20 protein-coding genes are annotated in these 17,645 nt (G+C 72.3%); 8 read left to right on the top strand and 12 right to left on the bottom strand.

From position 1 onward, the window contains the following. Positions 1-5: 5 nt before the first annotated feature. Positions 6-749, bottom strand: coding sequence for a class I SAM-dependent methyltransferase (locus tag ABD352_RS52460; RefSeq protein ID WP_344620187.1), 744 nt, complete (start codon positions 747-749; stop codon positions 6-8). Between the two features lie 149 nt (positions 750-898). Between ABD352_RS52460 and trpB the strand changes: the two genes are divergently transcribed. The 3 genes from trpB to ABD352_RS52445 are packed head-to-tail and all read left to right on the top strand — an operon-like array spanning position 899 to position 3,489. After that, on the top strand, positions 899-2,044 hold the full coding sequence (gene trpB, locus ABD352_RS52455; protein WP_344620229.1) for a tryptophan synthase subunit beta: 1,146 nt from the start codon (positions 899-901) through the stop codon (positions 2,042-2,044). After that, the gene (gene trpA, locus ABD352_RS52450; protein WP_344620186.1) at positions 2,041-2,757 is read left to right on the top strand and encodes a tryptophan synthase subunit alpha; all 717 of its coding nucleotides are present in this window, start codon (positions 2,041-2,043) and stop codon (positions 2,755-2,757) included. The genes trpB and trpA overlap by 4 nt, the downstream gene beginning before the upstream one ends. Positions 2,758-2,760: 3 nt before the next feature. Further along, positions 2,761-3,489, top strand: a complete 729-nt coding sequence (locus ABD352_RS52445; RefSeq protein WP_344620185.1) for a GntR family transcriptional regulator — start codon at positions 2,761-2,763, stop codon at positions 3,487-3,489. Between the two features lie 94 nt (positions 3,490-3,583). Here ABD352_RS52445 and ABD352_RS52440 read toward each other — a convergent pair whose 3' ends face one another. The 5 genes from ABD352_RS52440 to mca all read right to left on the bottom strand — a co-directional run bounded on the left by ABD352_RS52440 (position 3,584) and on the right by mca (position 9,025). Then, positions 3,584-4,219, bottom strand: coding sequence for a hypothetical protein (locus tag ABD352_RS52440; RefSeq protein ID WP_344620184.1), 636 nt, complete (start codon positions 4,217-4,219; stop codon positions 3,584-3,586). Positions 4,220-4,287: 68 nt separating this feature from the next. Next, entirely contained in the window at positions 4,288-4,887 is a 600-nt protein-coding gene (locus ABD352_RS52435) for a TIGR03086 family metal-binding protein (RefSeq protein WP_344620183.1), read from the bottom strand. Positions 4,888-5,192: 305 nt separating this feature from the next. Continuing rightward, positions 5,193-7,676, bottom strand: a complete 2,484-nt coding sequence (locus ABD352_RS52430; protein ID WP_344620182.1) for a putative bifunctional diguanylate cyclase/phosphodiesterase — start codon at positions 7,674-7,676, stop codon at positions 5,193-5,195. Between the two features lie 190 nt (positions 7,677-7,866). Beyond that, the gene (locus tag ABD352_RS52425; RefSeq protein WP_344620181.1) at positions 7,867-8,145 is read right to left on the bottom strand and encodes a hypothetical protein; all 279 of its coding nucleotides are present in this window, start codon (positions 8,143-8,145) and stop codon (positions 7,867-7,869) included. 4 nt (positions 8,146-8,149) lie between these two features. After that, a complete protein-coding gene (gene mca / locus ABD352_RS52420; RefSeq protein WP_344620180.1) occupies positions 8,150-9,025 on the bottom strand; it encodes a mycothiol conjugate amidase Mca in 876 nt (291 codons plus the stop codon). A gap of 102 nt (positions 9,026-9,127) precedes the next feature. On the opposite strand from mca, the gene ABD352_RS52415 reads away from it, so the two are divergent. Both ABD352_RS52415 and greA read left to right on the top strand, forming a co-directional pair. After that, the gene (locus tag ABD352_RS52415) at positions 9,128-9,553 is read left to right on the top strand and encodes a DUF4307 domain-containing protein (protein ID WP_344620179.1); all 426 of its coding nucleotides are present in this window, start codon (positions 9,128-9,130) and stop codon (positions 9,551-9,553) included. 136 nt (positions 9,554-9,689) lie between these two features. Continuing rightward, positions 9,690-10,190, top strand: coding sequence for a transcription elongation factor GreA (gene greA, locus ABD352_RS52410; RefSeq protein WP_344620178.1), 501 nt, complete (start codon positions 9,690-9,692; stop codon positions 10,188-10,190). 146 nt (positions 10,191-10,336) lie between these two features. Here greA and ABD352_RS52405 read toward each other — a convergent pair whose 3' ends face one another. The 5 genes from ABD352_RS52405 to ABD352_RS52385 are packed head-to-tail and all read right to left on the bottom strand — an operon-like array spanning position 10,337 to position 15,188. Beyond that, complete coding sequence (locus ABD352_RS52405; RefSeq protein ID WP_344620177.1) at positions 10,337-10,768, bottom strand: hypothetical protein; 432 nt, start codon at positions 10,766-10,768, stop codon at positions 10,337-10,339. Between the two features lie 14 nt (positions 10,769-10,782). Next, entirely contained in the window at positions 10,783-12,006 is a 1,224-nt protein-coding gene (gene ilvA / locus ABD352_RS52400) for a threonine ammonia-lyase (protein ID WP_344620176.1), read from the bottom strand. After that, positions 12,003-12,611, bottom strand: a complete 609-nt coding sequence (locus ABD352_RS52395) for a hypothetical protein (RefSeq protein ID WP_344620175.1) — start codon at positions 12,609-12,611, stop codon at positions 12,003-12,005. The genes ilvA and ABD352_RS52395 overlap by 4 nt, the downstream gene beginning before the upstream one ends. Beyond that, positions 12,608-14,005: an amidase gene (locus ABD352_RS52390; protein WP_344620174.1), complete on the bottom strand. Its 1,398-nt coding sequence runs from the start codon at positions 14,003-14,005 to the stop codon at positions 12,608-12,610. The genes ABD352_RS52395 and ABD352_RS52390 overlap by 4 nt, the downstream gene beginning before the upstream one ends. Before the next feature lie 43 nt (positions 14,006-14,048). Beyond that, positions 14,049-15,188 (bottom strand): cystathionine gamma-synthase, encoded by a 1,140-nt coding sequence (locus tag ABD352_RS52385; RefSeq protein WP_344620173.1) that lies wholly within the window; start codon positions 15,186-15,188, stop codon positions 14,049-14,051. 34 nt (positions 15,189-15,222) lie between these two features. Between ABD352_RS52385 and ABD352_RS52380 the strand changes: the two genes are divergently transcribed. Both ABD352_RS52380 and msrA read left to right on the top strand, forming a co-directional pair. Beyond that, positions 15,223-15,639, top strand: a complete 417-nt coding sequence (locus ABD352_RS52380) for an HIT family protein (RefSeq protein ID WP_344620172.1) — start codon at positions 15,223-15,225, stop codon at positions 15,637-15,639. 63 nt (positions 15,640-15,702) lie between these two features. After that, the gene (msrA, locus tag ABD352_RS52375) at positions 15,703-16,368 is read left to right on the top strand and encodes a peptide-methionine (S)-S-oxide reductase MsrA (RefSeq protein WP_344620171.1); all 666 of its coding nucleotides are present in this window, start codon (positions 15,703-15,705) and stop codon (positions 16,366-16,368) included. A 302-nt stretch (positions 16,369-16,670) separates the two neighbouring features. On the opposite strand, the gene ABD352_RS52370 is transcribed toward msrA, so the two are convergent. Then, positions 16,671-16,874 carry a hypothetical protein gene (locus ABD352_RS52370; RefSeq protein WP_344620170.1) on the bottom strand — a complete coding sequence of 68 codons (204 nt, stop codon included), beginning with the start codon at positions 16,872-16,874 and terminating at the stop codon, positions 16,671-16,673. 166 nt (positions 16,875-17,040) lie between these two features. On the opposite strand from ABD352_RS52370, the gene ABD352_RS52365 reads away from it, so the two are divergent. Then, the gene (locus ABD352_RS52365) at positions 17,041-17,634 is read left to right on the top strand and encodes a hypothetical protein (protein WP_344620169.1); all 594 of its coding nucleotides are present in this window, start codon (positions 17,041-17,043) and stop codon (positions 17,632-17,634) included. The last annotated feature ends 11 nt before the right edge of the window (positions 17,635-17,645 follow it).

The raw sequence follows: 17,645 nt of genomic DNA, 5'->3' as shown, positions 1-17,645 counted from the left end.
CCCTCTCACGCGTGCGCGGCGCCTTGGGCACGGAGGACCAGCAGGTCCAGGCAGTCGATGACCGGTTCGGTCGGGTCGGCGGCGCGGAGGCGGGACAGGCCCGTCGCGTACTCCTCGTCGCTCAGCAGGAGCAACGGGGTGTGGGCGGCCCGGTCGAAGGTCGCCAGGGCATCGGCCAGGGTCTCGGCGGTGCGCTGAGGGATGGGCTCCAGGGCGATCTCGGTGCAGCCCGCGGTACCGAACGCGGAGACCACGGCCTCGACCGACGGGAACCTGGCGTCGAGGATGCGGGCGGCCTCGCGGAAGTGGCGGAAGAGGCTCACGCCCTCGGTGCGGCCGGCGAAGGCCGAGCGGATCAGGATCAGGCCGCCCGGGCGCAGGACGCGGCGGATCTCCGTGGCGGCGGCGGGCAGGTCCGGGATGTGGTGCACGACGGTGGACAGCCAGACGGCGTCCACCGCGGCGTCGTCGAGGGGGATGTTCGCGGCGTCGCCCTGGAGGGTCGGGTGTTCGGCGGCGGCGCGCATCGCGGCGGAGGGCTCGACGGCTACCACGTCGATGCCGTACCAGCGACTGAAGGCGGCCGCCCAGTGGCCGGCGCCGGAGCCCAGGTCCAGCAGCCGGGTCGCGGGCGTGGGGCGCAGGTGGTGGGCGACCCGCTCGCGCCAGGCGGCCAGCGCGTCGTCGCCGAGGTGCCGCCCGGCCACGAACGCGGCGGCGGCCTGCCGGTCGTACTCGATCATCGCCATCGATTCGCATCCTACCGAGCTTCGGGGTCGACAGGAGTGTGACGTTGTGGCACAGTTCTAGAACTGTTGGGACTGTTCTAGAACTGTGGAGGTGGGCCGTGGGTGAGGTGTTGATCCGGCCTCGGCGGGAGGTCGTGCGGGGGCCGCTCATGGGGGATCCCGGGGCGCTAGGGCGGTTCGGGGAGTACGGCGGGCGGTACGTGCCCGAGTCGCTCATCGGGGTGTGCCGCGAGGTCGAAGAGGCGTTTCGCGAGGCGTGGGCGGATCCGGCGTACCGCGGCCAGCTCGATCGCCTCCTGAGCACCTATGCGGGACGGCCCACGCCGCTCACGCCCGCGCTGCGGCTCTCCGCCGAGCTCGGGGTCACCGTGCTGCTCAAGCGGGAGGACCTCGCGCACACCGGGTCACACAAGATCAATAACGTGCTCGGGCAGGCGTTGCTGGCCAAGCGGATGGGGCGTACGCGGCTCATCGCGGAGACCGGGGCCGGGCAGCACGGGGTGGCCACGGCCACGGCGGCGGCGCTGTTCGGGTTGCGGGCGACGGTGTTCATGGGGGCGCGGGACGTCGAACGGCAGGAGCTCAACGTGTTCCGGATGCGCATGCTCGGGGCCGAGGTCGTCCCGGTGCACTCCGGGGCGCAGACGCTCAAGGACGCCACCAGCGAGGCGATGCGGCACTGGGTCGGGGCGGTGGACGAGGCGCACTACTGCATGGGGTCGGTGCTCGGGCCGGCGCCGTACCCGTGGATGGTCCGCGAGCTGCAGCGGGTGATCGGCGACGAGGCGCGGCGGCAGTGCGCGACCGAGCTGCGGGCGGCGGTGCCGGACTACGTGGTGGCCTGCGTCGGCGGCGGGTCCAACGCGGCGGGCACGTTCGCCGGGTTCGTCGACACGCCGGCGCGGCTGGTCGGGGTGGAGGCCGACGGCGGGGCCGGGGCGAGCCGGGGGCGGCTCGGCGTGCTGCACGGGGTGCGCTCGATGTTCCTGCAGGACGAGCATGGGCAGGTGGCGGAGGCACACTCGATCGCGGCCGGGCTGGACTACCCGGGGATCGGGCCGGAGCACGTGCACCTGCGGGATTTGGGCAGGGCGCGGTACGTCAGCGTCTCCGACTCCGAAGTCACCGAGGCGGCGATGCGGCTGGCGCGCACCGAAGGGATCATCGCGGCGCTGGAGTCGGCGCACGCGGTGGCCTGGGTGCTGCGCGGGCAGATCCCGGCGGGGTCGACCGTGCTGATCACGCTGTCCGGGCGCGGGGACAAGGACCTGGCGACGCTGAAGGAGGCGTTGTGAAGCTGCTGATGCCGTACGTCACGGCTGGTATCACGCCCGATTGGACGTCATACGTGGAGGCCTTCGCCTCGGCCGGGGCCGACATGGTCGAGATCGGGCTGCCGTTCTCCGATCCCACCCTCGACGGGCCGACGATTCAGGAGGCGACTTCGGTGGCGCTCCGCCGGGGCGCGACGCTGGATGCCATCTTCCGGGACATGTCCGGACTCTCGGTCCAGATCCCCCTCATCGCCAGCACCTATGCGAACCTCGTGATCCGCGAAGGCGCCGGCGCCTTCTGCCGGCGGCTCCAGCATGCCGGATTCGACGGACTCATCGTCCCCGATCTCCCCCTCGAAGAGTGCGCCGAAGTGGCCGAGCACATCGACCTCGCCCTGCTCGCCTCCCCCGCCACCTCCGACGCCCGGCTGACCGAGATCGGGCGGCGCAGCAAGCGGTTCGTGTACGCGGTCACCGTCATGGGCACGACCGGCGAGCGGGCGGAGCTGGCCGCGTCGGCCGGGGTGCTCGCCGGGCGCCTCAAGGCCCGGACCGAACTGCCGGTCTTGTTAGGATTCGGCATCTCCACGCCCGCGCAGGCGGCGGAGGCGGCGGGCCTGGCCGACGGCGTCGTGGTCGGTGCCGCCGTCATGCGTCGCGTGCTCGACGGCGCCGGCCCGGCCGAGGCCGGCGCGTACGTGCGCGAGCTGAAGGCGGCGATGTCAGGAGGGTGACGCTTGGTCCGCGAGGTGGAGCCCCGCTACCGCGCCATCGCCGCCGACCTGGCCGCGAAGATCCACGCCGGCGTGTACCCGGCCGGCGCCGCCCTGCCCGCCCAGCGGGAGCTCAGCACCTCGTACGGCGTCACGCTCATGACCCTTCGCCAGGCCCTGCGCGAGCTGAGCGACGAGGGACTCATCGTGCAGCAGCCCGGCCGGGGCACGTACGTGTCGCCGCCGCACCTGGCATACCGGCTGGGCTCGCTGCGCAGCCTCGCCGACGACCTTCGCGAGCAGGGCCACGCGGTGCGGACGGTGGTGGTGGCGGCCGAGCTCTGCCCGTCGCCGCGGTTCGGACCCGGGTCGCTGCGGCTCGAGCGCGTGCGGGAGTTCGCCGGGCGGCCCTCGGTACACCAGGTGTCCTGGGTCCCTCCGCCACTCGCCGAGCGGCTCATCGGCGTCGATTTCGCCGCCGTCGCGTTGTATGCCGCGCTCGCCGATGCCGGCGTCGCCGTGGCGCGGGCCGCGGAGACCATCCGGCCCGCGCTGCTCGATCCGATTTCGCGGGCGTACCTCCACGAGCCCGCCGGAACCGCGGTGTTCGTGAGCGAGCGGTTGACGTACACGCTGGACGGCGCGGTGGTGGTGGACGATCGGGCGGTCATCCTGGGCGACGCCATGGAGATCCGCGCCGAGCGCGCCGCCACCGGCCTGTCCATGACCTGGTCCGGCGCCGGCCGCCCATGATGCTGCTCATGATCTTTACGAAATGTCGGGCGCTGGCGCGCCACGACATTTCGGACTTATACCCTGACGGGTCATAAGTCTGATAGCAGGTGATTCAGACGTGGCCGCGCAGGGACTCGTCGTACGTCACCGTCGGGGCGCTGCCGAGCACGCCCTTCGCCCCGCGCTGGAACGCCGTCGCCTCGCTGCGCCGCTTGAGCTGCACGGCCAGTTCGCCGCAGGCCGGGCCCCCGTCGAGCCGGGCCATCCCGCCGGCCGGCAGCAGCGCCACCGCGTCCGGCTGACCCGCCGGGCGGGCGCTCACCCCGACGACGGTGCCGGCCAGGGCGTGGTTGCCGCGGGTCAGCGTGACCCGCTCGCCCAGCCGCAGCCCGCGCCCGTCGACCGCGAGGATCTCGGTGTCGGCGACCGGGGTGCGCCCCTCCACCAGCGCCGCGCGCTGCAGTCCCGGGCTGCGCAGCGCGGTCAGCACGGTCGATCGCGTCAGGCTCGTCCGGGCGGTGGTGACGCCGACGTCGTACAGCGTGGTGTCACACTCCACCGCCGCGGCCTCCGGCAGCGCGCCGAGCCGCACCACCTGCTGCGGGGTGAAGTGCCCGACCAGGCGTAGATCGGCGCCGCCCGGCAGATCGGCGAAGCGCTCGCCGCCGCCGAAGTGGTCCAGCACGATGAACGCTCCTACCGACGCCACCGCGCAGCCCAGCACGCTGGCCAACCCCCGTCTGCCCACACTCGGTCACGGTAAGCGACGACGGCGTGCCGCACGGGTAGGCCCGCCGGTGTGTCACCGCCAGGGATTCAGGCGGCCCAGTTGGGGTCGCGGCCGAGGTACCGCAGCAGCGCCGCCACCTCGTCGTCGCCCGCCTCCGCCGGCACGACGGCGGCGTAGGCGCCCCACTGGCGCAGCGGCTCGACGATCTCCTGGGCCACGGCCAGCAGGTCCCGGGCCAGCTCGGGGGTCAGCGGCGACGGCTGCCCGGTGGCCGCCGCGATGTCCCAGGCGTGCACGGCCGCGTCGAGCGCGCAGACCCCGGCGCCGATCTGGGGCGCCAGCCGGCCCTGCGGCAGCGGGGTGGGCGCGTCGGCAGCATCGTGCGCGACGGTGGCCCAGGCCGCCGCGGCCGCGCGCATGCCGTCCTCGGCGAACTCCGCGGGGTCCTCGCCGTGCAGGTGTCCGTCGGGGGCGAACGGGTCGTACGACGGGAACCCGCTGCCGGTGATCGTCGCCGCGAACCCGCGCTGGTCGCCGGCGGCGTGCTGCAGCACCTGCGTGACGTTCCACTGCGCGCAGGGCGTCGGCCGCTCCCAGTCGTCGGGCCCGACCCCGTTCACGACGGTGCGCAGCACCCGGTGGGCCTCGTCCAGGATCTCCCACGTGCTCGTCAGCTGCTCGTTCATGGCTGCGCGTCTCCCTTTGCCTCGCTCGCTTGTGCCATCACCCTATCAGAACGGAATGCTCTATTCCAATAGGGTGCCCGACTGATGACTTTTCGGACATATACCTGGTCAGGGTATAAATCCGATAAGTCGTGGCGCGCCAGCGCCCGACTTATCGGCCCAAAAACTTGCGAATCCAACGAAGCCCTGCCGTCAGGACGAAAGCGCGTGAATCAGACCGCGCCCTCGGCGCACAAATGGCGGCGCTGGACCTGGCGCCGCTCCCGCCCGACGAAGCCCTGCCGTCCACACGAAAAGCGCGTGGATCAGACCGCGCCCTTGGCACGCAGGTGGCGGCGCTGGACCTGGCGCCGCTCCCGCAGCACTGCCAGCAGGCCGTCCGGCGACAGCGGCGGATAGAACAGGAAGCCCTGCGCGGCCGTGCAGCCCAGCTCCGTCAGCCGCGCCCGCTGCTCCGGGTTCTCCACCCCCTCGGCCACCACCCGAAGCCCCAGCCGGCGGCCCAGGTCGACCGTGGCCTGCACGATCGCGCCCGGCTTCGGGGCGTCGAGCATCTGGGCCACGAACTCGCGGTCGATCTTGACCTCCTGGACCGGGACGCGGGTCAGGACGGTGAAGGCGGAGAAGCCCGTGCCGAAGTCGTCGACGGCGAGCTGGACGCCCAGGCGGCGCACGCGGACGAGGACGTCGTCGATCACCGGGGAGCTGGAGAGCATGACGGTCTCGGTGATCTCCAGGACCAGCAGCTCGGCCGGGAGGCGGTGGCGGGACAGGAGGTCGCCGATCGTCTCCGGCAGCTGGCGCTCGGCCAGGCTGCGGGCCGAGATGTTGACCGCGACCGGGACGGCCAGGCCGGCCCGGCGCCAGGTCGAGGCGAAGGTGATCGCGCGCTCCAGCACCCAGTGGGTCAGCGGCGCCATGAGCTCGCTCGCCTCGACCGCGGGCAGGAACTGGTCCGGGGCCAGCTTGCCGCGGCGCGGGTGCTGCCAGCGGATCAGCGCCTCGACGCCGGTGATGGGCCCGCCGGTCCCCGAGGCGCCGGCCGGGCCGGTGAGGGCGATGGCCGGCTGGAGCTCCAGGGTGAGCTGGTCCTCGCCCGGCGCGGCGGCCAGCGCCTCCCGCAGCTCGGCGAGCAGCGCCAGGCGGTCGGTGTTGGCGTCGTCGCGGGACGCGTCGTACCAGGCGACCGGCTGACCGCCGTGTTTGGCCTGGTACATCGCGATGTCCGCGCGCCGTAGCAGCTCGGTGAGGTCGGCCGAGCCGGCCGCGGCGACCACGACGCCGATCGACGTCTCCGTGGACAGGGCCACGCCGCCGACCCGCATCGGGGCGGCGATCTGGGCGCCGAGCTTGCGGGCCCGCTCGACGGCGGCGGCCAGCGCCAGGTCGGCGCCGCCCGCGGCGAGGTCGGTGATGAGGATGGCGAACTCGTCGCCGCCGAGGCGGGCGTGCAGGTCGCCGTCGGGGCCGGCCTCCAGGACGCGGCGGGCGATGACGCGCAGCACCTCGTCGCCGGCGTTGTGCCCGAGGGCGTTGTTGACCTCTTTGAAGTCGTTCACGTCGAGCAGCAGCAGGGCCACCGGGTCGCCGGCTCGGCAGGCCGACAGGCGCAGGTTGCCGCGGGCCAGCAGGGCGGCCCGGTTGAACAGGCCGCTGAGCGGGTCGCGCACGGCGTCGTACGTGGTGCGCTCGCTCATCGCCCGCAGCTGGTCGTGCGTGATCGCGTCGTGCAGGGCCGCGGCCAGGGCGTCGCCGAAGGTGGCGAGCATGAGCCGGTCGCGGGCGCGCTGCGGCTCGGGGCCGGCCAGGTGCAGCTCCCCCACCGCGACCGGGCCGACGGCCAGCGGGCGGCTGGTGTGCGGGCCGGGCGGCAGCTCGCCGTAGGTGCGGCCGCCGGCCAGCACGACCCGGGCGGCGGGGACGCCGAAGAGGCGCACCGCCCCGGCGATGCCGGCATGGGCGGCGTCGCGCTCGTCGAGGCGGTTGAGGTCGCGGGCCACCTCGGCGAACTCCGACCAGGTGCGGCGCTCGTCGTCCTCGCCGATGCGGTTGGCGTAGAACTGGTGCATCAGCCAGAGCACCGGCGGCAGGAGCAGCAGCAGGAAGCCGCTGGTGGCGCAGGCCCACACGATCACCAGGCCGGCCGCGACGTTGCCGACCAGCATCAGCATGGTGCTGCCGAGCATGGATCCGCCGACCGTGCGCGGGGTCCCGCCGCCGGTCGCCACCACGCGCACGGTGACGAGCGCGACGGTGGCCAGGTGGTACACGACCGCGGCGGCGCACAGGGCGCCGATCAGCCGGGGCGGGAGCCCGTCGTCGGACTCGGGACCGCGGGCGAGCCCCACGACCAGCGCGGCGAGGCCGGCGCCCACGGTGAGCGCGGCGACGCCATAGAGGGTCTCGCGGGCCGGCCTCGCCCGCGGGGTGTTCCGGTCGAACAGCTGCAGGGCGGCGTGCGCGGCGCCGAAGCCGATCAGCGCGACCGGCGCGACCAGGACGGGCGCCAGGCTCGCGCAGAGCACGACGATCGCGGCCTCGCCCCAGGCGAGCCGGGCCAGGCCGCCGCCGACCCGCACGCGCAGGCGGGCCAGCTGGGAGATCATGGCCACCGCGGCGCCGGTCAGCAGCGCGATCGGCACGGCCGGCCCGCTGTCGAGCCTGAACCGATTCAATGCGGCGCCGACGGAACCCTCGGGCAGGCGCACGGCGAGCACCAGGGAGATCGCCACGGCGAGCGCGGCGGCCGCGACCAGGGCGCTGACCAGGCGCGATGAGAGCGGCCTCATCGCGGCCCCGCACCGACCGAGAACCGTCGATGGGTATGCGTCGGGGCACTCACCATTTGCCCCCTTCCCCGGCCCACAGGGATGCGCGTCCGGCGAATGAAACGCGCACCTCGTGAAGGCTAAGGCACGACGGAAAGGGACAACAGTGGTCAGCGATGCGTTTCTAGACCAGGTGGTGGATGGACGCCACTCAGGCGGGCGTCGATTTGTCCAGCTGATCGGGGTCGGTGCCGGATCGCTCGGCCACCTCGGCGCCGGATCGCGCGGCCGCGTCGGCGGCGGTCTTGCGATCGGCATCGGGGTCTGGGAATTCTGCCGGAAGGCGACGGATCCGCGCGGTCATGTTGCGGATCAGGAAAACCGTCACAATGCCCAGGAGCACGATGATGAGGAGCCCCATCGGGCCGGCCAAGCCGCCCGAGCGGGTGTCGCCGAAGTTGTTCTCGGCCAGAACGTCCAACGCGCTCATAGCTTCACCTTACGCCCGCGAAGAGATCGTCTTCCGGGACGCTCGACTCGACGAACGACTTGACCAACTCGTAGTCCTCGGTCGGCCAGATCTTCTGCTGGATGTCGAGCGGCACGGCGAACCAGAAGCCGTCGGGGTCGACCTGAGTGGCGTGCGCGCGCAGGGCGTCGTCGCGGACGTCGAAGTACTCGCCGCAGGGCACCTGGGTGGTGATCCGCTCGGAGGGGTCGGGCCAGTCCGCCCGCTGCTCCTCCCAGCCCTTCATCCACTCCGTGTACGGCGACTCGCCGGTCGCCTCGATCATCGCCTCGTGCAGCAGCTGGATGCGGGTCCGCGACCAGCCCATGTTGTAGTACAGCTTCAGGGGCTGCCACGGCTCCCCGAGGTCCGGGAAGCGGTTCGCGTCGCCGGCCGCCTCGAACGCCACCATGCTGATCTTGTGCGTCATCACGTGGTCGGGGTGCGGGTAGCCGCCCCGCTCGTCGTAGGTGGTGAGCACGTGCGGCCGGAACTTGCGGATCAGCTCGACGAGCGGCGCCGCGGCCTCCTCCGGGTCGACCAGGCCGAAGCAGCCCTCGGGCAGTGGGGGCAGCGGGTCGCCCTCCGGGAAGCCCGAGTCGACGAACCCGAGCCACTCCTGGCGGATGCCCAGGATCTCCCGGGCGCGGTCCATCTCGGCGCGACGGATCTCGGCGATGTTCTCCCAGATCTCGGGCCGGTCGAGCTTCGGGTTGAGCACGCTGCCGCGCTCGCCGCCGGTGCAGGTGACGACGAGGACGTCGACCCCTTCGGCCACGTACTTCGCCATGGCGGCCGCGCCCTTGCTCGACTCGTCGTCGGGGTGTGCATGCACCGCCATCAACCGCAGCTGCTCGGTCACGAGCCTCTCCTCCAAGACGTGGACAGCCCCGCCACGTGGGCGTCCCGGGTAACGACCCTATTGTGGTCCGTACCTCCGACAAAACGACGAGGACGTACACCCGTGACCGACGTGAACGAGACGCACGCCACATCGAAGTACCCGCCGGGGCGCTACGGCCGCCGGCGCGAGCCGCAGCCGCGCCGCCGCTGGCTGATGCTCACGCTCGCCGCGGTCGTCGCGGTGGCCGGGCTCGCCATCGCGTGGCAGCTCTACGTGCAGTACGGCCCGCAGGAGTACGAGCCGCAGGTCCAGCGCTTCTACAACGTGACCAACGACGGCGTCACGGTGGACTTCGTGGTGCGCAAGGAGGCGGGCAAGCGGGCCACCTGCAGCGTGCGGGCCCGCTCGGCCAGCGGCGAGGAGGTCGGGCTGGCCCAGGTGGACGTGCCCACCGGGGCCGAGGCGCTCGTCACGTACCGTCTCGCGACCAGTGACCGTCCGGTGACCGCGGAGGTGCCCGCCTGCGGGCCGTTCAAGGGCAAATAGGGGTCGCCTCGGGGGCCGGGTGCAAAGAGGTGAAGTTGACCCGGCGGTAACGCTTCGGCAAATTCAAGTGGCCGTGGTGATGCGAGTCACTGGTACCTTTGTGGTTTGACCGAGCGTGCCCGTGAGGAGATCTTCAGTGTCAACCACCGACGGCAACCAGGGCACCACCTGGCTGTCGCAGGAAGCCTATGACCGGTTGCAGGCCGAGCTCGACGAGCGCATCGCCAACCGTCCGGCGATAGCTGCCGAGATCAACGCTCGCCGCGAAGAGGGCGACCTGCGCGAGAACGGCGGCTACCACGCCGCCCGCGAGGAGCAGGGCAAGGCCGAGGGCCGCATCCTGTACCTCAAGGAGTTCCTGCGCAAGGCGGTCGTGGGCGACGCGCCGACCTCGGACTCGGTCGCGCCCGGCACTGTCGTCACCATCCAGTTCGACGACGACGAGGACGACACGGAGAAGTTCCTCCTCGGCTCCCGCGAGATCGCCGCCACCACCGACCTGAAGGTCTACAGCCCCGAGTCCGCCTTGGGCAAGGCGATCCTCGGCGCGAATCGCGGCGACACCGTCACCTACACCGCCCCGAGCGGCGCCGCCATCAAGGTGACGATCATCGAGTTCGAGCCGTTCGCGGGCTGAACCAAACAAGCGGCCGAACGAAGTAAGCGGCTGAACGAAGTAAGCGGCTGAACAAAAAGCAAGCAGCTGAACAAAGCAGGCGGGTTTGATAAAGCAAGCGGACTGAACAAAGCAAACCGTCACGTTCGGCGCGCACTCCTGAGCGATCACAACAGCTTCAGGGTGCGCGCCGAACGCGCACTCGGGGCCGCCAGCTCCGCGTCGATGCGGTCGTTCTGCGCCGCGCTCGCCACGACCGCCGCCGACTCCCCCGCCTGGGCCGCCAGCACCTTGGCCCGCAGCCCGCTCGGCGGGTGGGTGACGAACAGCGACACCTCGGCCAGCTCGGCCTCGCGCCGCGCCTCGATCCCGGGCCGCGCCTCCGCGAGCAGCTTCGCGACCGTCTCCGGCCACTCGGCGACCGGCCGCCCGGCCCGCGCGTCGCGCTTGATCAGCATGAGCACGCTGTCGCGCAGCAGCATCAGGTCGGAGAGCTCCACCGCTCCCCGGATCTGGGCGTCATAGGCGCCCATGGTGTGGCGCAGGGCGGACCGGTGCGCCCACCGGTCCAGCCACGCGAACCCGAAGTCTCCCGGCACAGCGAGAGATCATGCTAGATCCCGAAGGTCACCGTATAGCCCGCCGAACGGAGGGCGTTGATCAGCCGATCGGAGTGCTCGGAGCCGCGCGTCTCCACCGACAGGCCGAGCTCGACCTCGCCGAGCTGCAGCCGCGGGTCCTGGCGGCGGTGGGCCACGTCGACGACGTTGGCGCCCTGCTCGGCGATGTACGTCAGCAGCTTCGCGAGGTGCCCCGGCCGATCGCCGCAGCGCACGGTGAAGGTGAGGTAGCGCCCGGCCGCGGCCAGGCCGTGCTCGATGACCCGGACCATGAGCATCGGGTCGATGTTGCCGCCGGAGAGCACCGCCACCACCGGCGTCTCGACCTGCACCACCCCGGCGAGCAGGGCGGCCACGCCGACGCTGCCGGCCGGCTCGACGACCATCTTGCCCCGCTCCAGCAGCATCAGCAGGGCCCGGGAGATGTCCTCCTCGCTCACCGTGACGACGTCGTCGACGAGCTTGCTGACGTGGGCGAACGTGATGTCGCCGGGCCGGCCGACCGCGATGCCGTCGGCGATGGTGCCGAACTGGCGCAGCCGCACCGGGCGGCCCTGAGCCAGCGAGGGCGGGAAGGCGGCCGCCTCGGCGGCCTGGACGGCGATCACCCGCACGTCCGGGCGGGTCGCCTTGATCGCGACGGCCAGGCCGGAGATGAGCCCGCCGCCGCCGGCCCCGGTGATCACCGTCTTCACGTCGGGCACCTGCTCGAGCAGTTCCAGGGCGATCGTGCCCTGGCCGGCGATGACGTCGGGGTGGTCGAAGGGGTGGATGAACACGGCGCCGGTGCGCTCGGCGAACTCCTGCGCGGCGACCAGGGACTCGTCGACGGTGGAGCCGGCGAACTCGACGGCCGCGCCGTAGCCCTTGGTCGCGGCGATCTTGGGCAGCGGCGCGCCGATCGGCATGAACACCGTGCTGGCGATGCCGAGCAGGTCGGCCGCGAGGGCGACGCCCTGGGCATGGTTGCCGGCGCTGGCGGCCACCACGCCGCGGCGTCGCTCGGCCTCGCTCAGCCGGGCCAGCCGCACGTAGGCGCCGCGCACCTTGAACGACCCGGCGCGCTGCAGGTTCTCACACTTGAGCCACGTCGGGCCGCCGAGTTTGGCGGTCAGTGGCCGGCAAGGCTCCACCGGCGTCCGGCGGGTCACGCCGGCCAGCAGTTGCCTTGCCGCTTCGACATCGGCGAGCGTCACGAGCTCCGATGGGACGGTCATGCCCCGATCGTGCCACCAGCGACGGCGAGCGCCGCACGGAGCCGCGCAATGCGGCCGCACTGCACTCCCGTCACCCGGCCGATCAGCAGCACGGCCACCGCGGCCGCGAGCACGAACAGGGCCGCGGAGGGCAGCCCGAGCACCAGCTGCCGCCCGAAGAGGTGAGCGGCCAGGTCGTGGTCGATCGGGTGGCCGGCCGCGACCCGGCCGCGCACGTCGGCGATCTCCTCCCGGTCGTCCAGGCCCGCGATCAGGCCGAGCAGCGCCGCCCCCGCGCCGGCGAAGGCGCTGCCCCACAGCAGCCAGACCAGCACCGCGGTCCGGCCGCGGGCCAGCCGGCGCGACCGCAGGCCGAACGCGACCAGGTTGGACCGGGCCCGCGCGGCCCATCCGGCGGTGGCCACGGCGGTCGTCACGGCGAGCGCGAACAGCAGCCCCCACCCGCCGATGCGCAGGGCGGCGGCCAGCGCCTCCCGGTGCGGGCCCGGGTCGCGGGCCGCCCACAGGTCGGCCAGCGGCAAGAAGGCCAGCAGGAGGTACACCAGCGCGGTCCCGGCGACGGCGGCCATGGCGGCGGTCGCCCAGTGCGAGATCGCGCGGATCATCGGGGCCGGGCCGCCATCCGCGGCCAGCCGGGGGCGTGGCGCCGCCACGGCGCCGCCTGCTCGATCTGGCCGGCCACGGCGAGCAGCAGCAGCTCACTGCCGGGCGGCCCGACCAGCTGCACGGCCGCCGGCAGCCCGTCGCCGCGCACCCCGACCGGCACGACCAGGGCCGGGAAGCCGGCGAAGTTCCACGGCGCCGCATAGGGCGCATACCGGGTGTTGACCAGCATGTTCGCCGCCCACGACCGGCTCGACCAGCCATGCGCGACCGGGGGCGCGGCGGCCAGCGCCGGGGTGACCAGGACGTCGAAGCCGCCGCCGGCGAACCAGTTGCGGCAGCGTTCGCGCCAGGTCGCCCGGTCGCCGTCGCGGACCAGCCCGCGCCGCAGGGCCGCCTCGCCCAGCGCGACGTGGCGCCGGGTGCGCGACTGCAGCCTGGCCTGGGCGGCCGGGTCGAGCTCGGCGGCGTCCTGGCCGGCCGCGGCGAACCAGGTGGCGAGCACGCGGGCGCCCAGGGCGGGCGGGTAGGAGGGGTCGGCCCGCACGGCGGCGTGCCCGTGGGCCAGCAGCAGCCGGACGGCGTCGCTGACCCCCTTGCGCGCGTCGGCGTCGGGCGGCGCGCCGGCGACCGGGCTGCGCAGCGAGACGGCCACCCGCAGCGTTGCCGGAGGCGTCAATGCCGCGTGTGTACGGCCGGCAAGCACCGAATACCCCAGGTGCGCGTCGGCGACCGTGGTGGCCAGGATGCCGTTCTCGGCGAGGCCGTACCAGTCGTTGACGCCGATGCCCGCCGGCACGGTGCCCAGGCCTGGCTTGAGCCCGACGATGCCGCAGCACGCGGCCGGGATCCGGATCGAGCCGAGCCCGTCGTTGCCGTGGGCGATCGGCACGAGCCCGGCCGCCACGGCGGCGGCCGACCCGCCCGAGGAGCCGCCGGGCGTGCGGTCGGTGCGCCACGGGTTGCGGGTGATCGCCTCGGCGTCGTCGGTCGTGGCCCAGATGCCCAGCTCCGGCATCCTGGTCACGCCGAGCACCACCGCGCCGGCGCCGCGCAGGCGCCGTACGACCTCGTGGTCCTTGTCGGCCACCGGACGGCGGGCCGCCGACGAGCCGTTCCACGTCGGCAGCCCGGTGACCGGGGTGTTCTCCTTCACCGCGACGGGCACCCCGGCCAGCGCGAGGTTGCCCAGGTCCGGCTGTTCGTCGACGGTCTCCGCCTCGGCGATCGACTCGGCCGCGCGGACCTCGCGGAAGGCGCCGACGATCCGGTCGTACGCGCGGATCGAGTCCAGGTGGTCGGCCACGACGGCCGTCGCGGAGGTGTCGCCGCGCCGTACCGCGCGGGCGATCTCCCTGGCCGTGGCGCCTACCCAGGTGGTGGAGCGGTGCAGCATGCCGAACACCTTTCCGTACCCATGGGCGGTGCGGTCAAGTGTGTCAACGAGCGAGCGCGTACTCCAGATCGGCCAGAAGATCGTCGATCGTCTCGATTCCGACAGACAACCGGACGAGGTCCCCCGGTACCTCCAACGGGCTCCCCGCCGCGCTGGCGTGGGTCATCCGGCCCGGGTGCTCGATCAGCGACTCGACGCCGCCGAGCGACTCGCCCAGCACGAACAGCCGCGCCCGGTTGCAGATGGCCACGGCGTGCTCCTCGCTCTGCGCGCGGAAGCTCACCATGCCGCCGAAGCGGCGCATCTGCTTGGCCGCCGTCTCGTGGCCCGGGTGCTCGGGCAGGCCCGGGTAGAGCACCTGGGTCACCGCCTTGCTGCGGGTCAGGAACTCCACCACCTTCTCCGCGTTGTCGCAGTGCCGGTCCATGCGCACGCCCAGCGTCTTCACGCCGCGCAGGGTCAACCAGGCGTCGAACGGCCCGTTGATCGCGCCCATCGCGTTCTGGTGGAAGGCGAGCTCGCCCATGAGGGCCTCGTCCGTGCCCACCAGCGCGCCGCCGACGACGTCGGAGTGGCCGCCGATGTACTTCGTGGTGGAGTGCACGACCAGGTCCGCCCCGAGGTGCAGGGGCTGCTGCAGGTAGGGCGAGGCGAAGGTGTTGTCGACCACGAGCAGCGCCCCGCGCTCGTGCGCGACCTGGGCCAGCGCGGCGATGTCGGCGATGCCCAGCAGCGGGTTGGTCGGCGTCTCGACCCAGACGATCCGCGTGCGCTCGGTGATGGCGGCCCGCACCGCGTCGACGCTGTGGATCGAGGCGGCCGTCCAGTTCAGCCCCCAGCGCTCGGCGACCTTGGAGAACAGCCGGTAGGTGCCGCCGTAGGCGTCGTCGGGGATGACCACGTGGTCCCCCGGCCGGCACACCGTACGCAGCAGCGTGTCCTCGGCGGCCAGGCCCGAGGCGAAGGTCAGCGCCCGTCGCCCGCCCTCCAGCGCGGCCAGGCACTCCTGCAGCGCGTCGCGGGTCGGGTTGCTGGTCCGGCTGTATTCGTACCCCTGCCGCGGCGCGCCGACCGCGTCCTGCGCATAGGTGCTGGTCTGGAAGATCGGCGGTACCACCGCGCCGGTGGCCGGGTCCGGCTCCTGGCCGGCGTGGATGGCGAGCGTCTCGAAGCCGTGGGTCATGGGATCGACCCTAACGGCGGCTAGGCTGGCGATCGTGTCGGACTGCCTGTTCTGCTCGATCGCGTCGGGCGCCGCGCCCGGCTACATGGTGGCGTCCACCCCCACCGCCGCCGCGTTCCTGGACGTCCGCCCGGTGTTCAAGGGCCACGTGCTGGTCGTGCCCAAGACCCACATCGTGACGCTCACCGACCTGGACCCTTCGGACATTCCGGCGTACTTCGGATTCGTCCAGCAGATCGCGAGGGCCGTCGAGACAGGCCTGTCCGCCGGCGGCAGCTTCGTGGCGATCAACAATCGGGTCTCGCAGAGCGTGGCCCACCTGCACACCCACGTGGTACCGCGGACCAAGGGCGACGGACTCAAGGGCTTCTTCTGGCCGCGGACGAAATACGAGTCGGATGCCGAGGCGTTCTCTTACGCGGAGAAGGTCTCCGCCGTAATGAGCTCATAAGGCCTCACGACGGGTTTCGCGGCAAACTTGAGTCGAAGCACCTCAAGTTTTAAGGAGCGGATCGTGTTCCTGCGGATCAACAAGCAGCTTGACCTGCCGACCGCCGAGTCGGCCATCCCCGGGCGGGACACCGAGATGCCCGTCGCCGCGCGGCACACCGTCCTGGGCACCCCGCTGCGCGGCCCCTGGCCGGCCGGGCTGGAGGTGGCCTACTTCGGGATGGGCTGCTTCTGGGGCGCGGAGCGCATCTTCTGGCGCATCCCGGGCGTGTACTCGACGGCCGTCGGGTACCAGGGCGGCTTCACCCGGAACCCGACGTACGAGGAGACCTGCTCCGGCCGGACCGGTCACACCGAGGCCGTCCAGGTCGTCTACGACCCGGCCAAGGTGTCGTACGAGACGCTGCTGAAGGCGTTCTGGGAGAACCACGACCCGACGCAGGGCATGCGCCAGGGCAACGACATCGGCACCCAGTACCGCTCGGCCGTCTACACCACCACCCCGGCCCAGGCCGCCGAGGCGGCGGGGTCGCGCGAGGCCTTCGCCCCGGTGGTGCGGACCGCCGGCCACGGCGAGATCACCACCGAGATCGCCCCGGCGGGGGCGTTCTACTACGCCGAGGACTACCACCAGCAGTACCTCTCGGACTCGAAGAACCCCGGCGGGTACTGCAACCACGGCCCGAACGGCATGACCTGCCCCATCGGCGTCGGCACCCTGCCGTCCTGAACCCCTCGGCGGCACACTGGCAGCCACCGCGGGCGCCAGATCAGGTGTCGGCCCGCACGTATTGAATGCTGATGACCTCGTTCCCGTCGTGCGGCGTGACCATGTACCAGATGGTTACGCCGTCGGCGGGCAAATGAAGTTCATAGGCACCTGGCAAGGGATCGCCCTGCGGGAACGGATCTGCGAGCGCCGGAACCGGCTCATCCAGAAGGTGGAAGATCGCACGCTGGACTGTTCATCGCAGTTGCTGGGGAAGTGCCTCTACCTGTTGCCACGCTTGCTCAGGAAAGCGAATCTGCCGGTCAGGCACGAATTCCCCACGCCTCGGCGAGCTGCTCACGCGTGAACACCCGCGCCTCGTCGGCGGGTCCGGCACCACGGTCTGCCTGCATGAGGCTCAACGCAACCTCACGCGCGGCCTCTCGGCGCAGACGCCTCAGCTCTGCTTGCATGGCGTCGAACTCGGCCCGGGGAATCGTGATCATCTCGGTCGCCTCGCTGGCCACGCGCGCCTCCACTCCCGCCCACTACCACTGGCTGGACACCGCCTAAGGATACGCCCGCCTCCAGGCCGAAGCGGCCCAGGCCACCGCCATCTCGACGGTGCCGCGCCGCAGCATGCGCGCCGGTTGGGCGTTGTCGTGCCCGGCACCGCCGGGAGATCCTGCGATCGTGACCAACAACGACGTCGACGTACGCGCCGGCTTCGACCGCCGGGTCGACTCGCTGCGGGGCCGTCGAGTGCTCGCCGTCGACTACTGGGACCTTTGCAGCGCTGGGCCGGAACCCGAATGGGACTTCGACGAATGTCACCACGCCGTGATGGGCGCGCAGCTGATGACTGACGCGGGTCCCGTGACTGTGACCTGGACCGCGACCTTCTACCCGTACGGCGTGGAAGTGTTCCTGGAGCCCATCGCCCGCTATCTCGACGAGGACGGAACGCAGCGGGTCGGGCCGGGGGCCGATTCGCGATGGAAGGCATTGCTGGGGCAGCCGGTGCGTGACGCAAAGGTCTCGTGGGACCGGTTCACGATCGGACCCACCATGCGGTCGAACGGTCAGGTGATCGGCCCGCCGTACGACGTGGACGTACCCACCGCCCTACGGCTGGACTTCGACGGCGGACCGGTGTGGTTCGTGGCCGGCACGCCGCAGTTCCAGGAGCCGTACGACGTGTTCATCCCGGGCGATGAGATCGTGGTCGTCTTCGCGGCCTCGAAGATGCGGCAGATGGGGTACGTCGACCCAACGTTTGCCGAGTAGGGCCGCAAGGG

This window comes from Dactylosporangium salmoneum (assembly GCF_039532525.1).
GTDB lineage: Bacteria > Actinomycetota > Actinomycetes > Mycobacteriales > Micromonosporaceae > Dactylosporangium > Dactylosporangium salmoneum.
The sequence above is the reverse complement of the archived record's forward strand: the minus strand, read 5'-3'. Positions and strand labels throughout refer to the sequence as shown.